This window comes from Streptacidiphilus neutrinimicus (genome assembly GCF_000787815.1).
GTDB classification, from domain to species: domain Bacteria; phylum Actinomycetota; class Actinomycetes; order Streptomycetales; family Streptomycetaceae; genus Streptacidiphilus; species Streptacidiphilus neutrinimicus.
The window spans coordinates 1-22,851 of the sequence record NZ_BBPO01000019.1; the positions used below are offsets into that span (position 1 = coordinate 1).

A 22,851-nucleotide genomic window follows, 5' to 3' on the forward strand; every position below is an offset into this window, starting at 1 on the left:
AACTCCGGCCCAACAAACTCCGGGAGCCGCTCCGCTCCGCGTCGATGCCCCGTCAAGGCGGCGCGGAGCGGCCCTCGGCCACAGACAGCTCCACCACAGACAGCTCCACCACAGACTTCCCCCGACCGCAGCCAGTACCAGGAGGTGACCGCATGACCGCCCTGCTGACCGAGGCCACCCCAGTGGTCGACACCGCCGTCCGGCTCGACCACGTCACCAAGTCCTTCGGCCGCAACAGCGCGGCCCACGTCGTCCTGGACGACATCACCCTGAACGTCGCCCCGGGCGAGTTCGTCTGCCTTCTCGGCGCCTCCGGCTGCGGCAAGTCCACCCTGCTCAACCTCGTCGCAGGCCTGGACCAGCCCACCTCCGGCAGCATCGACGTCCCCGGCGGCCGCACCGCGCTGATGTTCCAGGAACACGCACTCTTCCCCTGGCTGACCGCGGGGCAGAACATCGAGCTGGCCCTGCGCCTGCGCGGCGTGCCGCGCGGCGAGCGCCGCGCCGAGGCCCAGCGCCTGCTGGAGCTGGTGCGCCTCAGCGGCGCCCACGGCAAGCGCGTCCACGAGCTCTCCGGCGGCATGCGCCAGCGCGTCGCCATGGCCCGCGCGCTGGCCCAGGACGCCAAGGTACTGCTGATGGACGAGCCCTTCGCCGCACTCGACGCCATCACCCGCGACGTCCTGCACGAGGAGCTCATCCAGATCTGGGACGAGACGAACCTCTCCGTCCTGTTCGTCACCCACAACGTGCGCGAGGCCGTCCGCCTCGCCCAGCGTGTGGTGCTGCTCTCCTCCCGCCCCGGGCGGATCGCCGAGGAGTGGGCCATCGACCTGCCCCAGCCGCGCCGCATCGAGTCGACCGGCGTGGCCGACCTCGCGGTGGAGATCACCGACAAGCTCCGAGGGGAGATCCGCCGCCATGTCCAGCACTGACCTCAAGCCCGCCGAGACGACCTCCGACGTCTCCGACATCAGCGCCGGCCTGGACGCGCTGGAGACCCAGACCGTCGAACGGACCCCGTTCATCCGGGTGTTCACCGGCAAGGTGCTGCCGCCGCTGATCGCCGTCGCCCTGGTGCTGCTGGTCTGGCAGCTGGCGTACTCCGCGCACCTCAAGCGCCCGGACCTGCTGCCCAGCCCGCTCGACGTGTGGGACAGCCTGCACCAGCAGTGGGTGCAGGGCACGATCCTCTCGGTCATCTGGACCTCCCTCTCCCGAGGTGTGCTGGGTTTCCTGATCTCCGTCCTCATCGGCACGCCGATCGGCCTGCTCGTCGCCCGGGTCAAGCCCGTCCGCGCGGCGATCGGCCCGATCCTGTCCGGCCTGCAGTCGATCCCCTCGGTGGCCTGGGTGCCCGCCGCCGTCATCTGGTTCGGCCTGTCCAACGCCACCATCTACGCCGTCGTCCTGCTCGGCGCCGTCCCCTCGATCGCCAACGGCCTCGTCGCCGGCGTCGACCAGGTCCAGCCGATCTATCTGCGGGCCGGCCGCACCCTCGGCGCCACCGGCCTGCGCGGTGTCCGGCACGTCCTGCTGCCCGCCGCCCTGCCCGGCTACGTCGCCGGACTCAAGCAGGGCTGGGCCTTCTCCTGGCGCTCCCTCATGGCGGCCGAACTCATCGCCAGCTCCCCGGCCCTGGGCCTCGGCCTGGGAGCGCAGCTGGAGTTCTCCCGCGAGAACCTCGACATGCCCGGCGTCCTCGCCACCATCATCCTGATCCTGCTGGTCGGCATCGGCATCGAACTGCTCATCTTCAACCCGATCGAGCGACGCGTGCTGCGCTCCCGCGGCCTGCTGACGGCGCGGCGGTGACCTGATGGACGAGGCCCGCCTGCTCCTTCTCGCCCACGGCAGCCGCGACCCGCGGCACGCCGCGACGATGGACGCGCTCGTCGCCCAGGCCCGCGCGCTGCGCCCCGGCCTGGACGTGCGCGTCGGCTACCTCGACCACTGCGCCCCGCGGATCCCGCGCACGCTGGAGCAGTTGGCCGAGGAGGGGGACGGGCCCGTCGTGGCGGTGCCGATGCTGCTGGCGCGCGCCTACCACGCCAAGACCGACATCCCCGGCGTGCTGCGGGAGACCGCGGCGCGGCTGCCACGGCTGACCGTCCACCTGGCCGACGTGCTCGGGCCCTCGCCGCTGCTGTGGCGCGCGCTGGAGCGCCGCCTGGCCGAGGTGGGCGTCCGCCCCGCACCCGACACCGGCGTCGTCCTGGCCTCCGCCGGCTCCTCCGATCCGGCCGCCAACGCGGCGACCCTGGCGACCGCCGCCGCGTGGCAGCGGGCGGCGGGCTGGGGAGGCGTGGCCGTGGCCCACGCCTCCGCCGCGCCCCCGACGGTGGCCGAGGCGGCGGAGCTCCTGCGCACACAGGGCCTGCGCCGACTCGCCGTCGCCCCCTACCTCCTGGCCCCCGGCCTGCTGCCGGACCGCATCGCCGCCCAAGCGGCGACGGCGGACATCGCCGCCGTCGCCGCGCCCATCGGCGCGTCCCCCGACCTCGCCGAGTTGCTCCTGCAACGCTACGCCGAGGCACTGACAACGCGCCCCGCGCGCCTCGCCGCCACCGCGTAGCCGAGCGCCGGCGCACGTCGCGTCAGAGGGCGATCCAGTACCGGCGCTTCCTCCCGTGGGCACAGGTCTCGCGCACATCCTCCAGGACGCCGCCGTTGCGCTCGATCGTGCGCGCGGAGGCCTCGTGGTCGTCGTCATGGGTGAGCATCGCGCCCGGCGCCCACGGCACCACGCCCCGCCCCCGGACGGCCGGGCCCACGCTGTAGCCGGTGCGACCCCCCGATGTCGGGACGAGCCGCCCCTAGACCCGGACGGCAAAGCCTTGGCAGCGTCCAGATCGAGATCGGCGGCCAGGCGCAGGCCGCTGCCGTCGTGGTGGGCGCCGACCGGCCACTCCTCGCGGGCAGCGAGCCACGAGCCGTGCAGACGGGGGGCGGGCGACAGCGGCTCCGGCATGGGCGTGAGACTGACGGCCGCCCTCACCGGGACGCCGGGAGAGCAGCGGAGGGCCGCAGCCGGATCGGCTGCGGCCCTCTCTGTGCGGGAGTACTGACGCGGACTCAGCGGTGGCTGGGGTCCAGCTCGTCGTCCTCGGAGCGGGCGCCCGCAGAGGAGGCGACGACGAGGCTGCCCTCCGCCTTGCGGCGGTCGGCGTGGCCCGGCCACCAGGCGGCGTGACCGACGAGAGCGGTCAGCGACGGCGTGAAGAACATGGCCATCACGAAGGCGGCGATCACGATGCCGATGGCGATCGAGAAGCCCATCTCCGAGAAGAGCGAGTTCCCGGCCAGCATCATCGAGGCGAAGGTACCGGCGAGGATCGCACCGGCCGCCGCGACCGTCGGACCGGCGTGACGCAGCGCCTGGGCGGCTGCCTCACGCGGCTCGCGGCCCTCGCGGGCCTCCTCGCGCAGTCGGGAGATCATCAGGATGTTGTAGTCCGTCCCGATGGCGACGACGAACAGGTAGATGAAGACCGGCAGCATGAACATCAGGCCGCTCTGGTGGTCCAGGTGCTGGAAGACCAGCACCGTCGACCCGAGGGTGGCGGCGAAGCCGAGACCCACCGAGGCCATGAGGTACCAGGGCGCGACGACGCTGCGCAGCATCAGGCCGAGGATCAGCATGATCAGCACCGCGGCGACGGGGAAGACCACGGAGTAGTCGCGGTCGATCGCCTTCTGGATGTCGGCGTAGATGGCGGTCACACCGCCGACCATCGCCTTGGTCCCGTTGGGCGCGTTGGCATGGACGACGTCGCGCAGCTTTCCGACCGTGTCCATGGCCTGGCTGCTCTGCGGGTCGTTGCTGAGCACGACGCTGATGTCGGCCGTGGTGCCCTGCGGGTTGTACTTCGCAGGGGCGACGCTGGAGACCCCGGAGATGTCCAGCTTCGAGGCCAGCCCCTGGACCGCGCTCTGGTCGAGCGGGGTCGAGCTGGTGACGAACACGTCGGTCGGGGTGGCGGCGCCGGCGCTGTAGGCCTTCGCGATGGTGTCCTGGACGACCATCGACTCCACGGTCTTCGGCATCGAGCCGGAGGCGAAGTCGAAGCTCGCCTTGTACGTGGTGGCCACCAGGGCGACCGCGACCATGAGCACGCCGGAGACGACGGCGACCAGCGCCGGGCGGCGCTTGACGGTGTTGCCGACCGCGGCGAAGCGGGAGCCCTCCGGCTCGACGCGCCAGTTCTTCGACGGCCAGAACAGCACGCGCGGCGGGATCCAGGAGAAGACGGCGGGCACCAGGGTCAGACCGGCGATCAGGGTGACGCCGACGGAGATCGCCAGCGACGGGCCCATCTGCTTCAGGAAGGAGATGGAGGACAGGCACAGCGCGAGGAAGGCGATGATCACGGTTCCGGCGGCGGATGCGATGGCCTCGCCGACGCGGCCGACCGCGTTGATCATGGCTTCCTTGTGGTCCTCGCCGGCCCGCAGCCGTTCGCGGTAGCGGAACATCAGGAAGAGGATGTAGTCCGTGCCGACGCCGAACAGGACGACGATGAGGATGCCCGAGACCGAGGCGTTGTAGCTGAGGTTGAGCGCGGAGGTGACGTCGGCGATCAGGCCGTTCGCCGCCACCAGCACCACGCCGATCAGCAGGATCGGCAGGAGCGCCATCAGGGGCGCCCGGAAGATGAGCAGCATCGCCAGGATGATGATGACGAAGGTGCCCATGCCGATGATGGCCTGGCCGGTCTTGTTGGAGTCGGCCTGGTCCAGCACCTGCGCGGCCGAGCCGCCGACCTTGGCGGTCAGGCTGGTCCCCTTGGTCAGGTCCGCGAGGTCGGCGCGGATCGCCTTGGCCGCGTCGGACATCTTGGTCTGGTCCGACTGGTTCTGGCCGAGGTTGACCATCCCCAGGCCGTAGAGGCCGTCCTTGGAGAACGGCCCGGTGATGACGCCCTTGTTGAGCGGGATGTCCGTCTTGGCGGACAGCTCCTTGTCGACCGTCGCGACCAGCGCCTTGTCGGCGGGCTCAAGGGGCTTCCCCTCGGCGCGCTGGAAGAGGATCTCCGCGCCCGGCGTGAACTGGTGCGGGAAAGCCGACTGCTGGAGCTCCATCGCCTGGATGGACTCGTAGCTCTTCGGCAGGAAGCTGCTCTCGTCGCTGTTGGACGTCAGCGTCGGCGCCGACATCGCGATGGCGACGGCGGCCACGATCCAAGTGATCAGTGTCCAGAACGGGTGTCGGACGACAACCCGCCCGATCCGGTGAAACATGTCGATTGCCCCTCCACGGCATGGATCACCGCCGCCCCGGGTGAGGTCGTGGGCAGGGCGATCTGGCCACCCGACGATTCGGACGGCAGGAAAGTTCGTAGTTCGAGCATCCTAAGAAACCTACTTGCCGACCGGCAAGTCAGTTCCCACCCAGGTCTGCCTCGATCATCTTCCCTGCCCCCGGTGGCCGCCGTCCTCGTCCCCCGGGTGGATCCGTCTCCTGCTCAGGGTGGAGATCGACCCTGGTGTCCGACTCCGGGTCGGCTCGACCCGGGCTTCGGCGCTCCTTGACCCGGGCTTTCGGCGCTACTCGCCCAGGAGCCGGCGCAGCGACCGGCGGGCGCGCTGCGGCGCGGCGGGATCCCCCTGGAGCTGGAGGAAGTGGTTCAGCGCCAGCATGATCCCGACGAGGTCGTAGACGAGCTGCCCGACGTCGGTGTCGGCGGGCAGCTCCCCGCCGTGGACGGCCAGCCGCGCCTGGATCCGCAGGTCCCGCTGCCAGACCGCGCTCAGCCCTGCGATGGCGTCACGGACCGGCCCGCCGCGGTCGTCGAACTCCGTCGCCGCCGCGGTGAAGAAGCAGCCGCCCGGCAGCACGTGCCGTTCCAGATAGGCGACCCACGCCTCGCACATCGCCCGCAGCCGCGCCAGCCCGGCCGGGACGTCGTGCACGCGCTCCGGCACCTCGCGCGTGAACACGTCCGCCGCCTCGTCCACCACGGCCAGCTGCAGGGTCTCCTTGGTGCCGAAGTGGCCGATCACCCCCGCCTTGCTCATCCCGAGGTCGGTGGCCAGGCGCCCGATGGTCAGACCCTCCAGCCCCTCCATGGAGGCGATCTCCAGGCCGCGGTCCACGATGCGCCGCCGGGTGAGGCGGGTCTCGGCGACGGACTTCCTCGGGCTCATGGGTGCACATGCTACCCACCCGACCACCTCTTAGCTTCCGAACGATCGGTTGCTATATTCACGGCGGCCGGGCGTCGCCTTCTTGCTCGCGTCCTGCTTCAGCCCCGCTTGAGCCCTGGAGAGAAGACCTGTGTCTGGTTCCCGCATCACCGCGCTCGGCCACTACCAGCCCTCCCGCATCCTGACCAACCTCGACCTCGAGCAGCTCGTCGAGACGAACGACGCCTGGATCCGGCAGCGGACGGGCATCGTGACGCGCCGCATCGCCGCCGAGGAGGAGACGGTCGCCGACATGGCCGCCGAGGCGGCGGCCAAGGCGCTGGCGGCCTCCGGTCTGGAGCCGTCCGACATCGGCCTGATCACCGTCGCCACCTGCAGCAACCGGGACCGCTGCCCCTCGACGGCGGCTCAGGTCGCCGCCCGGCTCGGCATCCACTCCGCCGTCTGCTTCGACCTCAACAACGGCTGCGCCGGCTTCTGCACCGCGCTCGCCACCGCCGACCACACCCTGCGCGCGGGCGCCGCGAAGCACGCGCTGGTGATCGGGGCGGAGAAGATGTCGGACGTGGTGGAGTGGACCGACCGCAGCACCTGCATCCTGCTGGGCGACGGTGCGGGCGTGGCCGTGCTCAGCGCGACGGACGATCCGGAGGACGCGGGCGGCGTCGGCCCCGTGGTCTGGGGCTCCGACCCGACGCGTGCCGACGCGGTCCGCCTGATGGGCTCGTGGCAGCCCCGCTTCGCCCAGGAGGGTCAGTCGGTCTTCCGCTGGGCGACCAGCGAGCTGCCCGCGATCGCCCGCGAGGCCTGCGCCCGCGCCGGCCTCACCCCGGCCGACCTCGGCGGCGTGGTCACCCACCAGGCGAACCTGCGCATCATCGAGTCCCTCACCCGCCAGTTGGGCCTCCCGGACGACGTCGTCATCGCCCGCGACATCGTCGAGTCCGGCAACACCTCGGCGGCGTCGGTGCCGCTGGCGCTCTCCAAGCTGGTCGAGTCCGGCGAGCTCCCCTCCGGCTCCCCGGTCCTCCTCTTCGCCTTCGGCGGCGGCCTCTCCTGGGCCGGACAGGTCATCACCTGCCCGTGATGCGGTAGCGCCGAACCCCGGGGCGCGCGGCTCCGCCGCCACGCGGCCGGGCCGCGCCCGCGCGCGCCCCGGGAACGCCTAGCGCAGCGGCCAGGCGCCGTCCACGACCGCCTCCGGGTCCTTGCCCTTGCGCAGCCACTCCTGGAGGCCCGCCGCCCACTGCGCGTGCCAGGCGGTCTGACGTTCGTGCAGCTCTTCTGGAGCCGCCTCCCCGACCTGCGCCGGGTACTTCTCCCCCAGCGCCAGCGCGACGCGCACCGCGGCCAGCGCGTCCGCGCCCGCCTCATGGGCGTCGTCCAGGCGCACGCCGTACAGGGCGCTCGCGTTCTCCAGCGAACGCGAGCCCTTGCGGTACTTGTCCACGGCGCGGTCCACCACCAGCGGATCCACCACCGGGCCCACCGCCGCCCCGCCCAACTGCCGCTCCAACGACGGCAGATCGTGCCGCCGCAGCTCCGCTGCGAGCAGGCTGAGGTCGAAGGGGGCGTTGTAGACCACCACGGGTATGCCCGCACGCCAGTAGGCGACGAGCGCGGCCGCGACCTCGGCCGCCACGTCCCCGGCGGGGCGGCCCTCGGCGACCGCCTCCCGCGTGGTGATGCCGTGCACGGCCGTCGCCTCCGCCGGGATGGCCACGCCGGGATCGGCCAGCCACTCACGGCGGCGGACCGGCTCGCCCTCCTTGACCTCCACCAGCGCGGCCGTGACGATGCGTGACTCGGCCGGGTCGGTACCGGTGGTCTCCAGGTCGAAGCCGACCAGCATGTCGTGCAACCAGCTCATCTAGCGCGTCCTCTCGTCCCGTCGGCCACCATCATCCCGTGCGGCACTGACAGGCCGACGGGCGGGTTCCGGCCACGGCCGCCCTGGCCGCGCTCAGGAGACCGGGCGGGAGTCGCCCCAGACGCCCTCGAACTCCTCCTGGTAGACCTGGAAGAGCCCCGGCTCCGGCGCGCGGCCGGGGGCCAGCGGCGCGGCGGAGCCGCCGCGCAGGACCATGACCGGCGACTCCATGCCGCGCGAGCGGCGCAGGTAGGGCTGGACCACCGCCAGCCCGTCCGGGCCGTCGCCGTCGACCAGGTAGGCCGAGACGCGGGGCAGCTCGTCGTAGACGCGGATCTCGAAGGCGCCGCCGTCGCGCAGCCGGGAGCGGACCCGGCGGACGTGCATGATGTTCGTCTCCACCAGCTTGCCCAGCTCGCCTCGTCCGAGGCCGAGTTCGCGTTCTCTTCGGCGCAGCGCGCTGCTCGCGGGGTTCAGGAAGAGCAGTCGGACCCGGCAGCCCGCGTCGGCGAGCTGGACCAGCCGGCGGCCGGTGAAGTTCTGGCAGAGCAGGTTGAGCCCGATGCCGACGGCGTCCAGCCGCCGCGCCCCGGCGAGCAGGTCCTCGACGGGCAGCGAGCGCTGCAGCCGGACCCGGTCCGGGTGGACGCCGATCACGTCGGCGTAGCGGTCGCCGATCAGCTCCTCGACCGCGTCGACGGGCGCGCGCAGCGCGTGCTGACCGGCCGCCAGGGCGACCTCGCGGCCGGCTCCGTCGAGCAGGAGCAGCAGCCGCGCGGAGGCGCGCTCGGCCTGGGCCAGGACGTTCTCGGTGAGGGTGCGGTTGCGCGAGACGACGTGCCGGGCGACCTCCAGCTCGTCCAGCGCCAGTTCTATCTCGCGCCGGTCGCCCAGGAAGGGCTCGAAGCAGGGCCAGTGCTGCACCATCAGCTCGCGCAGCTGCGGCAGGGTCAGGAAGACCACCAGGGCGTCGTCGTCCGGGTCGAGCAGGTAGCCCTTGCGGCGGCTGACCTCGCGCACGGCCCCGGCGCGCTGCACCCACTCCTCGCCCGCGGGACCGGCCGCGGCGATGACCCAGTCGTCGCCGTGGGCGGGCTCGTAGACGGGGCGCAGCACCTCGGCGACGACGGAACGCAGGCGCTGTTCGACGAGGTTCAGCCAGACGTAGGCGCGGCCCGCGCGGCCGACCCGCAGCCGGGCCTCTTCCCAAGCGGCGGCGGGCCAGGCGAGCGAAGGTTCCATCGGTCCCGACTGCGTAGGAACGGTCCGGCCGGAGCCGGTGCGGACCACCACGGTGGGGGCGTCGCCCCGCGCCGCGCTCCCCGGGGCACCCCCGTCGGGGACCACCATTCCTTCAGTTCACCGTCCCTATCCCGCAACGCCCCGCGCGGCCGCTCCCGACGGCCGCGCCCACACGCTACCGCGCCGAGCCGCCCGATGAGGGCCGTCCGGGACCTCCCGGACGATCAAGACTACTGCCAATTCCGAATCCAGCGCAGCAGTTCGAGCGCCGGCGACGATCGCGTCCTCGGGCGCAGGTAACGAACAGACACTCGTTCGGGCGAAGAACCGGCAAGTCTTTCATGGGAACCGGTGTGCTAGGTCACGATGCACTCGGACATGACGCACCGTCGGTCCGGGCATCACCCCCTCAGGGCCGACCGCGCGATCCACCCAGCATCACCACCGAGCAGGATTGGTTGAGGACCATGCAAGTCTGGCCGGGCCAGCCGTACCCCCTCGGCGCCACCTACGACGGCGCCGGGACGAACTTCGCCGTCTTCTCCGAGACGGCGGAGCGGATCGAGCTGTGCCTGCTCGCCGAGGACGGCTCGGAGACCTCGGTCGAGCTGCGCGAGACGGACGCGTTCGTCCGCCACGCCTTCCTGCCCGGCGTCCAGCCGGGCCAGCGCTACGGCTTCCGCGTGCACGGTCCCTACGACCCGACGCGGGGCCTGCGCTGCAACAGCGCCAAGCTGCTGCTCGACCCGTACGCCAAGGCGATGAGCGGCCGGGTCGACTGGGACGAGTCCGTCTACGGCTACCACTTCGGCGCGCCGGAGCGCCGCAACGACCTCGACTCCGCCCCGCACACGATGGCCTCGGTCGTGGTCAACCCGTACTTCGACTGGGGCAACGACCGGCCGCCGCGCACCGACTACCACCGCACGGTCATCTACGAGGCCCATGTCCGGGGCCTCACCGAGCTCCATCCGGGGATCCCGGAGGACATCCGCGGCACCTACGCCGGGATCGCGCACCCGGCCGTCATCGAGCACCTGGTCAAACTCGGCATCACCGCACTGGAGCTGATGCCGGTACACCAGTTCGTCGACGACCACCGGCTCACCGACCTGGGCCTGTCCAACTACTGGGGCTACAACACCATCGGCTTCTTCGCCCCGCACGGGGCCTACTCCTCGCTCGGGGACCGCGGCCAGCAGGTCCAGGAGTTCAAGTCGATGGTCAAGGCGCTGCACGCGGCCGGCATCGAGGTCATCCTCGACGTCGTCTACAACCACACCGCCGAGGGCAACCACCTCGGTCCCACGCTCGCCTTCCGCGGCCTGGACAACCCGTCGTACTACCGGCTCGCCGACGACCGACGGTACTACGAGGACACCACCGGCACGGGCAACAGCCTGCTGATGCGCAGCCCGCACGTGCTGCAGCTGATCATGGATTCGCTGCGCTACTGGGTCACCGAGATGCACGTCGACGGCTTCCGCTTCGACCTGGCGGCCACGCTGGCCCGCCAGTTCCACGAGGTGGACCGGCTCTCCTCCTTCTTCGACCTGGTCCAGCAGGATCCGGTGGTCTCCCAGGCCAAGCTCATCGCCGAGCCGTGGGACCTCGGCGAGGGCGGTTACCAGGTCGGCAACTTCCCTCCGCTGTGGACGGAGTGGAACGGCCGCTACCGCGACACCGTGCGGGATCTGTGGCGCGGCGAGAACGCCACGCTGGCCGAGTTCGGCTCCCGGCTGACGGGCTCCTCCGACCTCTACCAGGACGACGGCCGCCGTCCGATCGCCAGCATCAACTTCGTCACCTGCCACGACGGCTTCACGCTGCGGGATCTGGTCTCCTACGACCAGAAGCACAACGCCGCCAACGGCGAGGACAACCGCGACGGCGAGTCCTTCAACCGCTCCTGGAACTGCGGCGTCGAGGGCGAGACGGACGATCCGACGGTGCTCGGGCTGCGCGCCCGCCAGCAGCGCAACTTCATCGCCACCCTGCTGCTGAGCCAGGGTGTGCCGATGCTGCTGCACGGCGACGAGTTCGGCCGCAGCCAGGGCGGCAACAACAACGCCTACTGCCAGGACAACGAGATCTCCTGGGTGCGCTGGCCGCTGCTGGACGAGGAGAGCCCGGCCGGCCAACTGCTGGAGTTCACACGGCACATGGTGTGGCTGCGCCGTGACCACCCGGTCTTCCGGCGCCGCCGATTCTTCCACGGCCGCCCGGTCTCCGGCACGCACGACGAGCTCACCGACATCGCCTGGTTCACCAACGAGGGTCAGGAGATGACGGCGCGGGACTGGCGCGCCTCCTTCGCCAAGTCGCTCATCGTCTTCCTCAACGGCAACGCCATCTCCGAGCCGGACCGGCGCGGCGGCCGGATCACGGACGACTCCTTCCTGCTGCTGTTCAACGCGGACGCGCAGCCGCTGGAGTTCACCATCCCGGTCAACCACGGGCAGGAGTGGCAGGTGATCGTGGACAGCTCGCTGCCGTGGACGATCTCGCCGGGCACGGGCGCCAAGGTACGGGCCGGGGAGACACTGCGGCTGGTGGACCGCTCGATGATGGTGCTGCAGCGCCCCTCCGTCTGAGCCGGGCGCGGAACGGGCGCGGGTTCGGCCGATTGTCCGGCCCGGGTCGTGCGCTCCGGCGGGGTGGGGTAGGCGTGTAGGTATGACGAATGCAGAGCGACGCGCCCCTACAGCCAGTTACCGGCTGCAGCTCCAGCCGGGCTTCGGGTTCGCACAGGCCGCCGGGGCCGTCCCGTACCTGGCGGGGCTGGGCGTGTCGCATCTGCACCTCTCGCCCGTGCTGCAGGCCGTGCCGGGCTCACGGCACGGCTACGACGTGGTGGACCACGGCCGGGTCAGCGCCGAGCTGGGCGGCGAGGCGGGCCTGCGGGCCCTCGCCGACCGCGCGCGGGCGTACGGGCTCGGCCTGATCGCGGACATCGTGCCCAACCACATGGCCGCGCCCACCCCGCTGCACCTGAACCGCGCCCTGTGGCAGGCGCTGCGCGAGGGTCCGGCATCGCCCTTCGCGGCCTGGTTCGACATCGACTGGGCCGCGCAGGAGGGACGGGTGCTGCTGCCCGTGCTCGGCGACCGGCTCGGCGCGGTCCTCGCCGACGGCGGCTTCAGCCTGGCCTCGAACGACGGCCCGGACGGGGACGAGCCGGTGCTGCGGTACGGCCCGCACGTCTTCCCGCTGCGGCCCGGCACGGAGTCGCTGCCGCTGCCGGAGCTGCTGCGCCGTCAGTGGTACCGCCCGGCCTGGTGGCGGCTGGCGAACACCGAGCTCAACTACCGGCGGTTCTTCACCGTCAACGACCTGATCGCCGTCCGGGTGGAGCTGCCCGAGGTCTTCGACGCGACCCACGCGCTGCTGCTGCGCCTGCACGCCGACGGCGTGCTGGACGGCTTCCGGGTGGACCACCCGGACGGCCTCGCCGATCCGCGGGGCTATCTGCGGCGGCTGCGCGAGGCCACCGGCGGCGCCCACGTCGTCGTGGAGAAGATCCTCACCGGCCCGGAGACCCTGCCCGCAGACTGGCCCTGCGCCGGCACGACGGGGTACGACGCGCTGCGCCGGATCGACGGCGTGCTGACCGACGGCGCGGGCGTGGTCCGCGCGCTGCGCCCACCGGCCGAGGAGGCAACGGCGGCCGCGCAGCGCGGCCGGGCCGAGCTGATACGTCCCGAGGGGGAGCTTGACGCGGAGGTCGCCCGGCTGGTCCGGGAGGTCGAGGCGGCGTGCGCCGGTGATCCGGCGCGCAGCGATCATCCGGCGTGGGCGGTCCGGGCCTCGGTGGCCGGGCTGCTCGCGGCCTTCCCCCGCTACCGCCCCTACCCCGTCCCGGGCGAGCCGCTCCCGGAGGCGGACGTGGCCGCCCTGCGCGCCGAGCCGGACGCCGCTCTGGTGCCCGCGCCCTTCACGGCCACGGCCGCGCTGGTGAAGCGGCTGCTGCTGGACCCGAGCTCGCCCGCGTCGCTGCGGGCCCGCTTCGCCCAGACGGCGGCGGCCGTGGCGGCCAAGGGCGTCGAGGACACCGCCTTCTACCGGCACCACCCGCTGCTCTCCCTCAACGAGGTGGGCGGCGACCCGGCCCACCCGGGCGTCAGCCCCGAGGAGTTCCACGGCTACTGCGCCCGGACGGCCCGCGACTGGCCCGCGACGATGACGGCGCTGTCCACGCACGACACCAAGCGCAGCGCGGACGCCCGCGCCCGTCTCGCGGTCCTGGCCGAGCTGCCCGAGGAGTGGCTGGCCGAGCGCGCCGCGTGGTCCGCGCTCGCGCCCGGCGGCGGCCTGCCGCAGGACCGGGACGCCGAGGACCTGGTCCTGCAGACGGCGCTCGCGGCCTGGCCCGTCGACGGCGAGCGGCTGGCCGCGGTCGCCCTCAAGTCCGTCCGGGAGGCCAAGCTCCGCACCAGCTGGACCGACCCGGACGAGGACTACGAGCGCGCGGTCCGCGCGCTCGCGCTCTCCCTCGCCGGAGAGCCGGCCCTGGCCGCCCGCGTCACCGCCTTCGCGCAGCGCCTCGCGCCCTACGCCCGCGTCAACACGCTCGCGGCGGCGCTGCTGCACCTGACCATGCCGGGCGCACCGGACCTCTACCAGGGCAGCGAGTTCCCGCTGTACACGCTCGTCGACCCGGACAACCGCGGCGTCGTCGCCTTCCCGCCCCCTGAGGCGCCGACCGGCAGCCTCGCCGCCGAGAAGGCGGAGCTCACCCGAACGGCCCTGCGCCTGCGGGCCGAGCTGGACCCGAAGGCGGGTTACTCCCCCTGGGCGACACCCTCCCCGCACGCCCTCGCGTTCCAGCGCGACGACTCGCTGCTGACCGTCGTCACCCGTCTGCCGTACGGCCTCGAGCGCGCGGGCGGCTGGCGTGACGAGGTGCTCGCCCTCCCGGAGGGCGTCTGGACCGAAACCCTGACCGGCCGTCACGGCCTCACCGGCGCGGTGCCGCTGGCCGACCTGCTGGCCCCGCTGCCCGTCGCACTGCTCGCGCGGCTGTGACGCAGGCCGCCGGGCCGGGTAGGAGGGCGGGTATGCCGACACCCGTGCCGCCTCCCCCCTCCACGCCGGGCGCAGCGTCAGCGCCGAGCCCGGCGTCAGCTCCGCCCGCCCCTCGTGCCCGCAGGACGCACCGGTTCGCCGTCTGGGCGCCCGACCACGCGCGGGTGGAGGTGGAGGTCGACGGCGCCGTGCACGCGATGCGGCCGGACCCCGACCGCCCGGACTGGTGGGCGTCGGACATCGCGGCCGATCCGGGCCGGAGCCGCTACGGGTTCCGCCTCGACGGAGGACCGGCCCACCCCGACCCGCGCTCGGCGCGCCAGCCCGACGGACCGGACGGACTGTCACAACTGGTCGACCACACGGCCTTCCGCTGGACCACCCCGGACTGGCCGGGCCGTGGGCTGGCGGGAGCCGTCGTCTACGAGCTGCACGTCGGCACCTTCACCGCCGAGGGCACCTTCGACGGTGTTGTCGCCCGGCTGCCGCACCTGGTCGACCTGGGTGTCACGCACATCGAGCTGATGCCCGTCTGCTCCTTCCCCGGACGCCACGGCTGGGGCTACGACGGGGTGGCCCCCTGGGCCGTCCACGAGCCCTACGGCGGGCCCGAGGGGTTGAAGCGCCTGGTCGACGCCGCCCACGCGCACGGTCTCGGCGTGATCCTCGACGTGGTCCACAACCACCTCGGCCCCTCCGGCAACCATCTGCCGGCCTTCGCGCCCTACTTCACCGACCGTCACCAGACCCCGTGGGGCTCGGCGGTGAACCTGGACGCGCCCGGCTCCGACGAGGTCCGCGACTACTTCGTCGGCAGCGCCCTGGCCTGGCTGCGCGACTACCGGATCGACGGCCTGCGGCTGGACGCCGTGCACGCGCTCGTCGACGACCGCGCGCTGACCTTCCTTGAGGAGCTGGCCGCCGCCGTCGACGAGCTGGCCGAACGCACCGGGCGTCCGCTGTTCCTGATCGGCGAGTCGGACCTGAACGACCCGCGGCTGATCACCGCCCGCGAGGCCGGGGGCATCGGGCTCTCGGCGCAGTGGAGCGACGACTTCCACCACGCCCTGCACACGGCGCTGACCGGCGAGGCCCAGGGCTACTACGCCGACTTCGCCGAGCGCCCGATCCACGCCGTGGCGAAGACCCTGACGCACGGCTACTTCCACGACGGCGCCTGGTCCAGCTTTCGCGGCCGCACCCACGGCCGCCCCCTCGACCTGACACGCACCCCCGCACACCGGCTGCTCGGCTACGCGCAGACCCACGACCAGATCGGAAACCGCGCCCGCGGCGACCGCCTCGCCGCCTCGCTCACCCTCGAACGGCTGGCGGCGGGCGCGGCGCTGGTGCTGCTGGCCCCGTTCACCCCGATGCTGTTCATGGGCGAGGAGTGGGGCGCGACCACGCCCTGGATGTACTTCACCGACCACCAGGACCCGGCGTTGGCGCGGGCCGTCCGCGAGGGCCGCCGCCGCGAGTTCGCCGAGCACGGCTGGAAGCCGGAGGAGATCCCCGACCCGCAGGCGGAGTCGACGTTCACCGGTTCCCGGCTCGACTGGTCCCAGCCGGAGCGGGCCGACGGCGGTCACGCCGTGCTGCTGGACTGGCACCGCCGGCTGATCCGGTTGCGCCCGCTCGCCCACGGGCCTGCCGAGGTCCAGTACAGCGAGACGGAGCGCTGGCTGGTACTGCGCCGCGGCGAGCTGGTCGTCAGCGTCGACCTCTCGACCGGCACCGGCGCGCGGCACGAGCTGCCGCTGCCGAAGGGCACCGTGCTCGCCCAGTTCCCGCCCTCGGTGACGGTGTTCCGCGCTCAGGCGTCGGGGCCGGCCTCGGTCCCCGTCTTGGACGCGGCCCCGGGGCGGTAGCCGGTCAGCCTCTCCCAGACCTCGCGCACCTGCGGCGCGAGCCGCTCGAGCGGCCCGTCGTTGTCGATCACCAGATCCGCGACGGCGAGCCGCGCCTCGCGCGTGGCCTGCGCGGCCATCCGCGCGCGGGCGTCCGCCTCGGCCATCCCGCGCAGCTCGACCAGGCGCCGCACCCGCGTCCCGTCGGCGGCGTCCACGACGACGACCACGTCGTACAGCGGCGCGAGGCCGTTCTCGACGAGCAGGGGCACGTCGTGGACGACGACCGCGCCGGGCCCGGCAGCGGCCTCGAGCTCGGCGGAGCGCCGCCCGACGAGCGGGTGGACGATCGCGTTGAGCGCGGCGAGCCGCGCCGGGTCGGCGAAGACGACGGCGCCCAGCTTCGGCCGGTCCAGCGAGCCGTCCGCCGCCAGCACCTCGTCGCCGAACTCGGCGACGACGGCCGCGAGGCCCTCGGTCCCGGGCGCGACGACCTCGCGCGCGATCAGGTCCGCGTCCACGATCACCGCGCCGAGCTCCGCGAGGAGCGCGGACACCGCGCTCTTGCCCGCACCGATGCCGCCCGTCAGTCCGACCTTCACCATGGGCAGCAACCTAGCAGTGCCCCGTCGGGCACGTGCGGCTCGGCCTGTCCTGTGGTCGCCGGTCAGGCCTGGTCCGCACGACAGACCTCAGCTCGCCTGCAGGAGTTCCGGCTCGGGCTCGTCGGTCCGCTGGACCGGGAGGGCGGTCACCACCGGCAGCGGGGGCAGGACCGCGTGCTCCTTGAAGCCGAAGCGGGCGTGCAGGCGGCGCAGGAAGGGCGGGGCCCACCAGTTGATCCGGCCGAACATCGACATGGTCGCCGGGACCAGCAGCATCCGCACCAGCGTGGCGTCGACCAGGACGGCGACCGCCAGCGCCAGGCCGATCTCCTTGATGTCCAGCATCCGCCCGGTCGAGAAGCCGAGGAAGACGATCACCATCAGGGCGGCCGCCGAGGTGATGATCCGGCCGCTGCGCTGCACGCCCAGCTCGACCGAGCGCGCGCACGAGTAGCCCTCGTCGTGGAGTTCCTTGATCCGCGACAGCAGGAAGACCTCGTAGTCCATCGACAGGCCGAAGGAGAAGACGAAGACCAGGACCGGGATCCACGCCTCCAGCCCGCCCGTGGGCGTGAAGCCGAGCAGGCCGCTGAACCACCCGCCCTGGAAGATCAGGGTCATCACGCCCAGCGCCGCGCCCAGCGAGAGCAGGTTCATCACCAGCGCCTTGACCGGCACGACCACGGACCCGGTCATCAGGAACAGCAGCGCGAAGGTCGCCACAACGATCAGGCCGAGCGCCCACGGCCCGCGCGAGGTGATCTCGTGGTGGAAGTCGACCACGCTCGCCGCGTCGCCGGTGACCCAGGTGGTCAGGCCCTCGCGGTCGGCGCGCAGCTCGCCCACGACGTGCTGGGCGCTCGCGCCCTGAGCGCTGCCGTCGACGTGGACGCCCACCGCGGCCCAGGCGGAGGAGCCGCTGCCGCCGGCCTCGGTCACGGCCGCGGACTTCACGTCCGGCAGGGCGGCGACGTGCTTGGCGTAGCCGTCCGCCGTGGCCGGGTCGCTCTTGACCAGGACGGTGATGTCGGGGTCCTTGAGCGTCGGGTAGTCGGCGGAGATGGCGTCGGCGACGGTCCGGGCGCTGAAGCTGGTGGGCAGCGTCTGGGTGCCCAGGCTCTGCGCGTGGGCGCCGAAGAACGGCGCGGCGGCGGCGATCAGCAGGGCCACGGTGGCCAGCGCCACCGGCATGGCGCGGCGGCGGACCTTGCGCACCACCCAGGCGAAGCGGCCCTTGTCCCGGACGCCGTGCTTCGGCGGCTTGATCTTCTTTCCGGCGAAGCCGAGCAGCGCCGGGACGAGGGTCAGTCCGGACAGCACGGTGATGACCACGACGCTGACGCCGGCGGCCGCGACGGCGTGGAAGATCGGGCTGGTGAGCACGAACAGGCCGGAGAGGGCGACGGCGACGGTCAGCGCGGAGAAGGCGATGGTCCGGCCGGCCGTGGCGCTGGTGCGCTCCACGGCCTGCTCGATGGTCGCCCCCTTGCTGCGCTCCTCCCGGAAGCGGTTGACGACCAGCAGGGCGTAGTCGATGGAGAGGCCGAGGCCGAGCACGGTGGTGATGGGCAGGACGCTGGTGTCCATCGGCATGATCTGGGTGAATCCGAGCAGCGCCAGCAGAGCCCCTGCGACCGAGCCGATCGCGCCGATCAGCGGCAGGCCGGCTGCGACGAAGCCGCCGAAGATCAGCACCATCACGACCAGGGTGATCGGCAGGGCGACCAGCTCGCCGGTCTCGGTGTCGGACTTGGTCTGCTGCTGCACCTGCTGCGAGAGCACCTGGTTGCCGCCGAGCTTCACGCTCGCGCCGCTGTCGGCGGCGATCCGGTCCAGGCGCGCCTCCACCTGGCCTGCCGCCTTGGCGTCGCCCAGCTGGACGCTCAGGATCTGCGAGGAGCCGTTCTGGGCGACGACGTCGGTGACGGACGCGACGCCGGGCATGACGTGCAGGTCCCGCTCGGCGGAGGCGACGGCCGCCTTCACGCCCGCGTCGCCCGGTGACTTGCCGCTGACGAGCGCCTGCAGCGCGTCGCCGCTGGTGCCGTACTGGGACAGGAGCGCGGAGCCGGTCGCGGACTCGGAGCCGGCGGCCTTGGCGGAGGGAGCCGCCGCGCTGAAGACCTTGGTGCCGAAGACCAGACCGATCGCGATGAGCACGGCCCAGGCGAGTGCCACCCAGCGACGGTGGCGGAAGCTGAACCGGCCGAGCGCCGCGAAGGGACCGCGGAGCTGCGAGGAGGTCTGGTGCATGTGGACGGCCTGCTTCCGTTCAGGGCAACTCAGTCCACGGTGACCGACTTGTCCCTTGATCGGTAGAGGCATCCGGTATGGGCTGCGCCATAGTCGTCAGCTGGAGTTAAACCTCTGGCAACGAACGAACCCCCACCCGGTTCCCCGGGTGGGGGTTCGTCAGACGCTGGCGACTAGCGCGTGGGGCAGAGCCTCAGCTCTGGCCACCCGCCAGCTTCTCGCGGAGCGCGGCCAGGGCCTCGTCGGTCGCCAGGGCGCCCGAGGTCTCCTCGCTGCTGGAGGAGTACGAGCCACCGGAGACGGCACCGCCGGTCTCGGCAGCGGCACCCTCGCCCGCGGCAGCGGCCTCGGCGTCGGCCTCGCGGCTCTTGACGACCTGGGCCTGGTGCTGCTCGAAGCGGGCCTGCGCCTCGGCGTACTGGCGCTCCCACTCCTCACGCTGCTTCTCGTAGCCGGGCAGCCAGTCGTTCGCCTCGGGGTCGAAGCCCTCCGGGTAGATGTAGTTGCCCTGGTCGTCGTAGGACGCGGCCATGCCGTAGAGGGTCGGGTCGAACTCGACCGCCATCGGGTCGGCACCGAAGGACTCGTTGGCCTGCTTCAGCGAGAGGCTGATGCGACGACGCTCGAGGTCGATGTCGATGACCTTGACGAAGATCTCATCGCCGACCTGGACGACCTGCTCCGGGATCTCGACGTGGCGCTCGGCCAGCTCGGAGATGTGGACCAGGCCCTCGATGCCCTCGTCCACGCGGACGAACGCACCGAACGGAACCAGCTTGGTGACCTTACCCGGGACGACCTGACCGATCTGGTGGGTCCGGGCGAACTGCTGCCACGGGTCCTCCTGGGTCGCCTTCAGCGACAGGGAGACGCGCTCGCGGTCCATGTCGACGTCGAGAACCTCGACGGTGACCTCCTGGCCGACCTCGACAACCTCGGACGGGTGGTCGATGTGCTTCCAGGACAGCTCGGAGACGTGCACCAGGCCGTCGACGCCACCCAGGTCCACGAAGGCACCGAAGTTGACGATCGAGGAGACGACGCCGGAGCGCACCTGGCCCTTCTGCAGGGTGGTGAGGAAGGTCTGACGGACCTCGCTCTGGGTCTGCTCCAGCCAGGCACGGCGGGACAGGACCACGTTGTTGCGGTTCTTGTCCAGCTCGATGATCTTCGCCTCGAGCTCCTTGCCGACGTACGGCTGGAGGTCGCGGACGCGGCGCATCTCGACCAGGGAGGCCGGGAGGAAGCCACGGAGGCCGATGTCGAGGATGAGACCACCCTTGACGACCTCGATGACGGTACCGGTGACGATGCCGTCCTCGTCCTTGATCTTCTCGATCGTGCCCCAGGCGCGCTCGTACTGGGCGCGCTTCTTGGACAGGATCAGGCGACCCTCCTTGTCCTCCTTCTGGAGGACAAGGGCCTCGATGCTGTCGCCCACGGCGACGACCTCGTGCGGGTCGACGTCGTGCTTGATCGACAGCTCGCGGGACGGGATGACGCCCTCGGTCTTGTAACCGATGTCGAGGAGCACCTCGTCACGGTCAACCTTCACGATGGTGCCTTCGACGATGTCACCATCGTTGAAGTACTTGATGGTCTCGTCGATCGCGGCGAGGAAGGCCTCGGCGTCGCCGATGTCGTTGACCGCAACCTGGGGAGTGGTGGGGGCCTCGGTGCTGCTCGTCATTAGGAAAGGGGCTCCGGTACGGACATGAAGTCGTAGGTACTACCACGCCGGGGACCCGTGATCGCTCCACCAAGGACGCCACGCCCACCAGCCGGATGCCGCACAGAAGACAAGCAAGCAGACAAAGAAACGTGGAGTCTTCAACAGATGCGAGCGCGACCTGCTCCGTCCGAGGCGCGCAGGCCCGCAGCGCAACTTGTAGCATACGGGGACAGCCATGCACGGTCAATGCGGAAGCCGCACTGCGGATTAAGCCCGGACGGAGGGATGTCTATCGCCCGAACGGGAGTTTCCGCAAGACCCCGAGGTGACCTCGCTTGCTACGGCGCCAAGGTTACGCTATCGCCGACATGATCAATGACACACCCCCCGAAAAGACCGAGCCCGGTGTCGACGACGACGCCGAGGCGGTGCGCCGCGAGGCCGGCGCAGCCGAGAGCAGCCGCGCCAACCGCGGCTGGTGGGACCGGAACGCCGACGAGTACCAGCAGGAGCACGGCGCGTTCCTCGGCGACGCCCGGTTCGTCTGGTGCCCCGAGGGCCTGGACGAGGCCGACGCCCGGCTGCTCGGCGACCCCGCCGCGCTGCCCGGCGCGCGGGTGCTGGAGATAGGGGCCGGCGCGGCCCAGTGCTCGCGCTGGCTCGCGGACCAGGGCGCGCTGCCGATCGCACTGGACCTCTCCTACCGGCAACTGCAGCACGCCCGCCGCATCGACGAGCAGGCGGACCGCACGCCGGTGCCGCTGGTCCAGGCGGACGCCACGCTGCTGCCCTTCGCCGACGAGAGCTTCGACCTGGCCTGCTCCGCCTACGGGGCGGTGCCCTTCGTCGCCGACACGACGCGGCTGCTGCGCGAGGTGTACCGGGTGCTGCGGCCGGGCTCGCGCTGGGTCTTCTCAGTCACCCACCCGATCCGCTGGGCCTTCCCGGACGAGCCGGGCGTCGAGGGCCTGACGGCCAGCGCCTCTTACTTTGACCGCACTCCCTACGTCGAGCAGGACGAGACCGGGGCGGCCGTCTACGTCGAGCACCACCGGACCCTCGGCGACCGGGTGCGGGAGTTGACGGTGGCCGGCTTCCGCCTGGTCGACCTGGTGGAGCCGGAGTGGCCCGAGGGCCTCACCTCAGAGTGGGGCGGCTGGAGCCCCCTGCGCGGACGGCATATCCCCGGCACCGCCGTCTTCGTCTGCGTCCGCGACTGAGCCTCCCGTGGGCCGGGCGGCCCGGATGCGCGCCCGGCCCTCGACCACGAAGCCGAGCGCCAGTGCGACCAGGCCCAACAGCGGCAGCCCGAACGGGAGACAGTCGCGCAGCATGAGCAACAGCGTGCGCTCCTTCTTCACCAGGGCGACGGTCGCGGCCTGGTAGTCGGGGCGGATCTTCACGTCGCCGGAGAAGATCGTCACCGGCGCCATGCCGGAGCTCGGTGGCATCCGCAGCTGCTCGTCGTGCGACTCCTCGCCGTTGACGGGCGCACCGGTGACCGGGTCGACCCAGAACTTGCGGACGGTGGTGTACCAGCGCTGGTACCCGAGCTTGTCGATCTGGGCGGGCGTGATCGCCACGCCGGCCGGCATGGCCCTCGGGAACGGCACCCGCGTCCACGGGATCGTCTGCTCGAAGTAGTAGACGGTCAACCCGTCGAGTGTGGTGGTCCCCTTGTAGTGGATGGGGGCCGAGGTGCGGGTCTGCGGGTCGAAGTACTGGTAGTCGTGCGGCTGGGTGTCGAAGGGGAACTTGTACTCGATGCCGACCCGGCTGACCGCCTGGCCGTCGACGTTCTCCCCGCAGCAGTGCACCGGCTCCTGGGTGCGCGCGTCGAAGGGGTAGGTCTCCGGGATGGCGGAGAGCCGCTTGCCATCGTTGCCCAGCACGTAGGAGAGCGCGTCCCACACGACGACGTCCCGGCCGGTGCGCTTCTTCTCGGCCTGCGCCGCGGCCGCGTCGCCCTTGAGGGTCTCGACGATGGTGACGTGCTGGTGCGGCACCGCGGTCATCGAGCTGTAGTCGATGAGGGTGGCGTCCTTCGCCTCCAGCACCACGGCCTGGTACTGGTTGTCCGGCACCGCGACGACGTGCGGGTAGACCCAGACGCGCAGCATCACCCCGAGCACGGCGAGGAACGCCGCGAGGGCCACCAGGACGAGAGCGAGTCGCTGCCGCATCCGC

16 protein-coding genes and 1 pseudogene are annotated in these 22,851 nt (G+C 72.0%); 8 read left to right on the forward strand and 9 right to left on the reverse strand.

Features of this window, described 5'->3' with window-relative positions; genetic code table 11:
* Window positions 1-152 precede the first annotated feature (152 nt).
* Genes TR48_RS14660 through TR48_RS14670 form a run of 3 tightly spaced genes read left to right on the forward strand, consistent with a single transcriptional unit; the run spans window position 153 to window position 2,575 of the window.
* The gene (locus TR48_RS14660) at window positions 153-935 is read left to right on the forward strand and encodes an ABC transporter ATP-binding protein (RefSeq protein ID WP_042366981.1); all 783 of its coding nucleotides are present in this window, start codon (window positions 153-155) and stop codon (window positions 933-935) included.
* Window positions 922-1,815 carry an ABC transporter permease gene (locus TR48_RS14665; RefSeq protein WP_042366983.1) on the forward strand — a complete coding sequence of 298 codons (894 nt, stop codon included), beginning with the start codon at window positions 922-924 and terminating at the stop codon, window positions 1,813-1,815. The genes TR48_RS14660 and TR48_RS14665 overlap by 14 nt, the downstream gene beginning before the upstream one ends.
* A 4-nt stretch (window positions 1,816-1,819) precedes the next feature.
* The gene (locus tag TR48_RS14670; RefSeq protein WP_042366985.1) at window positions 1,820-2,575 is read left to right on the forward strand and encodes a sirohydrochlorin chelatase; all 756 of its coding nucleotides are present in this window, start codon (window positions 1,820-1,822) and stop codon (window positions 2,573-2,575) included.
* A gap of 22 nt (window positions 2,576-2,597) precedes the next feature.
* On the opposite strand, the gene TR48_RS45535 is transcribed toward TR48_RS14670, so the two are convergent.
* From TR48_RS45535 to TR48_RS14685, 3 genes are all read right to left on the reverse strand, one after another.
* Window positions 2,598-2,774: a hypothetical protein gene (locus TR48_RS45535; protein ID WP_236652151.1), complete on the reverse strand. Its 177-nt coding sequence runs from the start codon at window positions 2,772-2,774 to the stop codon at window positions 2,598-2,600.
* A 301-nt stretch (window positions 2,775-3,075) separates the two neighbouring features.
* The gene (locus tag TR48_RS14680) at window positions 3,076-5,241 is read right to left on the reverse strand and encodes an MMPL family transporter (protein ID WP_042366987.1); all 2,166 of its coding nucleotides are present in this window, start codon (window positions 5,239-5,241) and stop codon (window positions 3,076-3,078) included.
* Window positions 5,242-5,547: 306 nt separating this feature from the next.
* On the reverse strand, window positions 5,548-6,147 hold the full coding sequence (locus TR48_RS14685) for a TetR/AcrR family transcriptional regulator (RefSeq protein ID WP_042366989.1): 600 nt from the start codon (window positions 6,145-6,147) through the stop codon (window positions 5,548-5,550).
* Window positions 6,148-6,277: 130 nt separating this feature from the next.
* On the opposite strand from TR48_RS14685, the gene TR48_RS14690 reads away from it, so the two are divergent.
* Window positions 6,278-7,234, forward strand: a complete 957-nt coding sequence (locus TR48_RS14690; protein WP_042366991.1) for a beta-ketoacyl-ACP synthase III — start codon at window positions 6,278-6,280, stop codon at window positions 7,232-7,234.
* Between the two features lie 78 nt (window positions 7,235-7,312).
* On the opposite strand, the gene TR48_RS14695 is transcribed toward TR48_RS14690, so the two are convergent.
* Together TR48_RS14695 and TR48_RS14700 are read right to left on the reverse strand one after the other, a co-directional pair.
* Entirely contained in the window at window positions 7,313-8,017 is a 705-nt protein-coding gene (locus tag TR48_RS14695; RefSeq protein ID WP_042366993.1) for an exonuclease domain-containing protein, read from the reverse strand.
* 93 nt (window positions 8,018-8,110) lie between these two features.
* Window positions 8,111-9,367, reverse strand: a complete 1,257-nt coding sequence (locus TR48_RS14700) for a DUF5919 domain-containing protein (protein WP_161789834.1) — start codon at window positions 9,365-9,367, stop codon at window positions 8,111-8,113.
* Window positions 9,368-9,726: 359 nt separating this feature from the next.
* Between TR48_RS14700 and glgX the strand changes: the two genes are divergently transcribed.
* The 3 genes and pseudogenes from glgX to treZ form a co-directional block, all read left to right on the forward strand.
* Complete coding sequence (gene glgX, locus TR48_RS14705; RefSeq protein WP_042366995.1) at window positions 9,727-11,853, forward strand: glycogen debranching protein GlgX; 2,127 nt, start codon at window positions 9,727-9,729, stop codon at window positions 11,851-11,853.
* A gap of 82 nt (window positions 11,854-11,935) precedes the next feature.
* Window positions 11,936-14,284 (forward strand): malto-oligosyltrehalose synthase, encoded by a 2,349-nt coding sequence (gene treY, locus TR48_RS14710; protein WP_042366997.1) that lies wholly within the window; start codon window positions 11,936-11,938, stop codon window positions 14,282-14,284.
* Window positions 14,285-14,415: 131 nt separating this feature from the next.
* Window positions 14,416-16,155 (forward strand): annotated as a pseudogene (gene treZ / locus TR48_RS14715) (malto-oligosyltrehalose trehalohydrolase); the annotation flags it as partial.
* Here the strand turns inward: treZ and coaE are convergent.
* From coaE to rpsA, 3 genes are all read right to left on the reverse strand, one after another.
* Window positions 16,101-16,739 carry a dephospho-CoA kinase gene (gene coaE, locus TR48_RS14720; protein ID WP_042366999.1) on the reverse strand — a complete coding sequence of 213 codons (639 nt, stop codon included), beginning with the start codon at window positions 16,737-16,739 and terminating at the stop codon, window positions 16,101-16,103. The pseudogene treZ and the gene coaE overlap by 55 nt on opposite strands.
* 87 nt (window positions 16,740-16,826) lie before the next feature.
* Window positions 16,827-18,992 carry an MMPL family transporter gene (locus tag TR48_RS14725; protein ID WP_052442682.1) on the reverse strand — a complete coding sequence of 722 codons (2,166 nt, stop codon included), beginning with the start codon at window positions 18,990-18,992 and terminating at the stop codon, window positions 16,827-16,829.
* 193 nt (window positions 18,993-19,185) lie between these two features.
* A complete protein-coding gene (gene rpsA / locus TR48_RS14730; RefSeq protein WP_042367001.1) occupies window positions 19,186-20,682 on the reverse strand; it encodes a 30S ribosomal protein S1 in 1,497 nt (498 codons plus the stop codon).
* 350 nt (window positions 20,683-21,032) lie between these two features.
* Between rpsA and TR48_RS14735 the strand changes: the two genes are divergently transcribed.
* The gene (locus tag TR48_RS14735) at window positions 21,033-21,884 is read left to right on the forward strand and encodes a class I SAM-dependent methyltransferase (RefSeq protein ID WP_042367003.1); all 852 of its coding nucleotides are present in this window, start codon (window positions 21,033-21,035) and stop codon (window positions 21,882-21,884) included.
* Here the strand turns inward: TR48_RS14735 and pgfA are convergent.
* Window positions 21,807-22,847 carry a cell envelope lipid trafficking protein PgfA gene (pgfA, locus tag TR48_RS14740; protein WP_042367005.1) on the reverse strand — a complete coding sequence of 347 codons (1,041 nt, stop codon included), beginning with the start codon at window positions 22,845-22,847 and terminating at the stop codon, window positions 21,807-21,809. The genes TR48_RS14735 and pgfA overlap by 78 nt on opposite strands.
* Window positions 22,848-22,851: the final 4 nt, after the last annotated feature.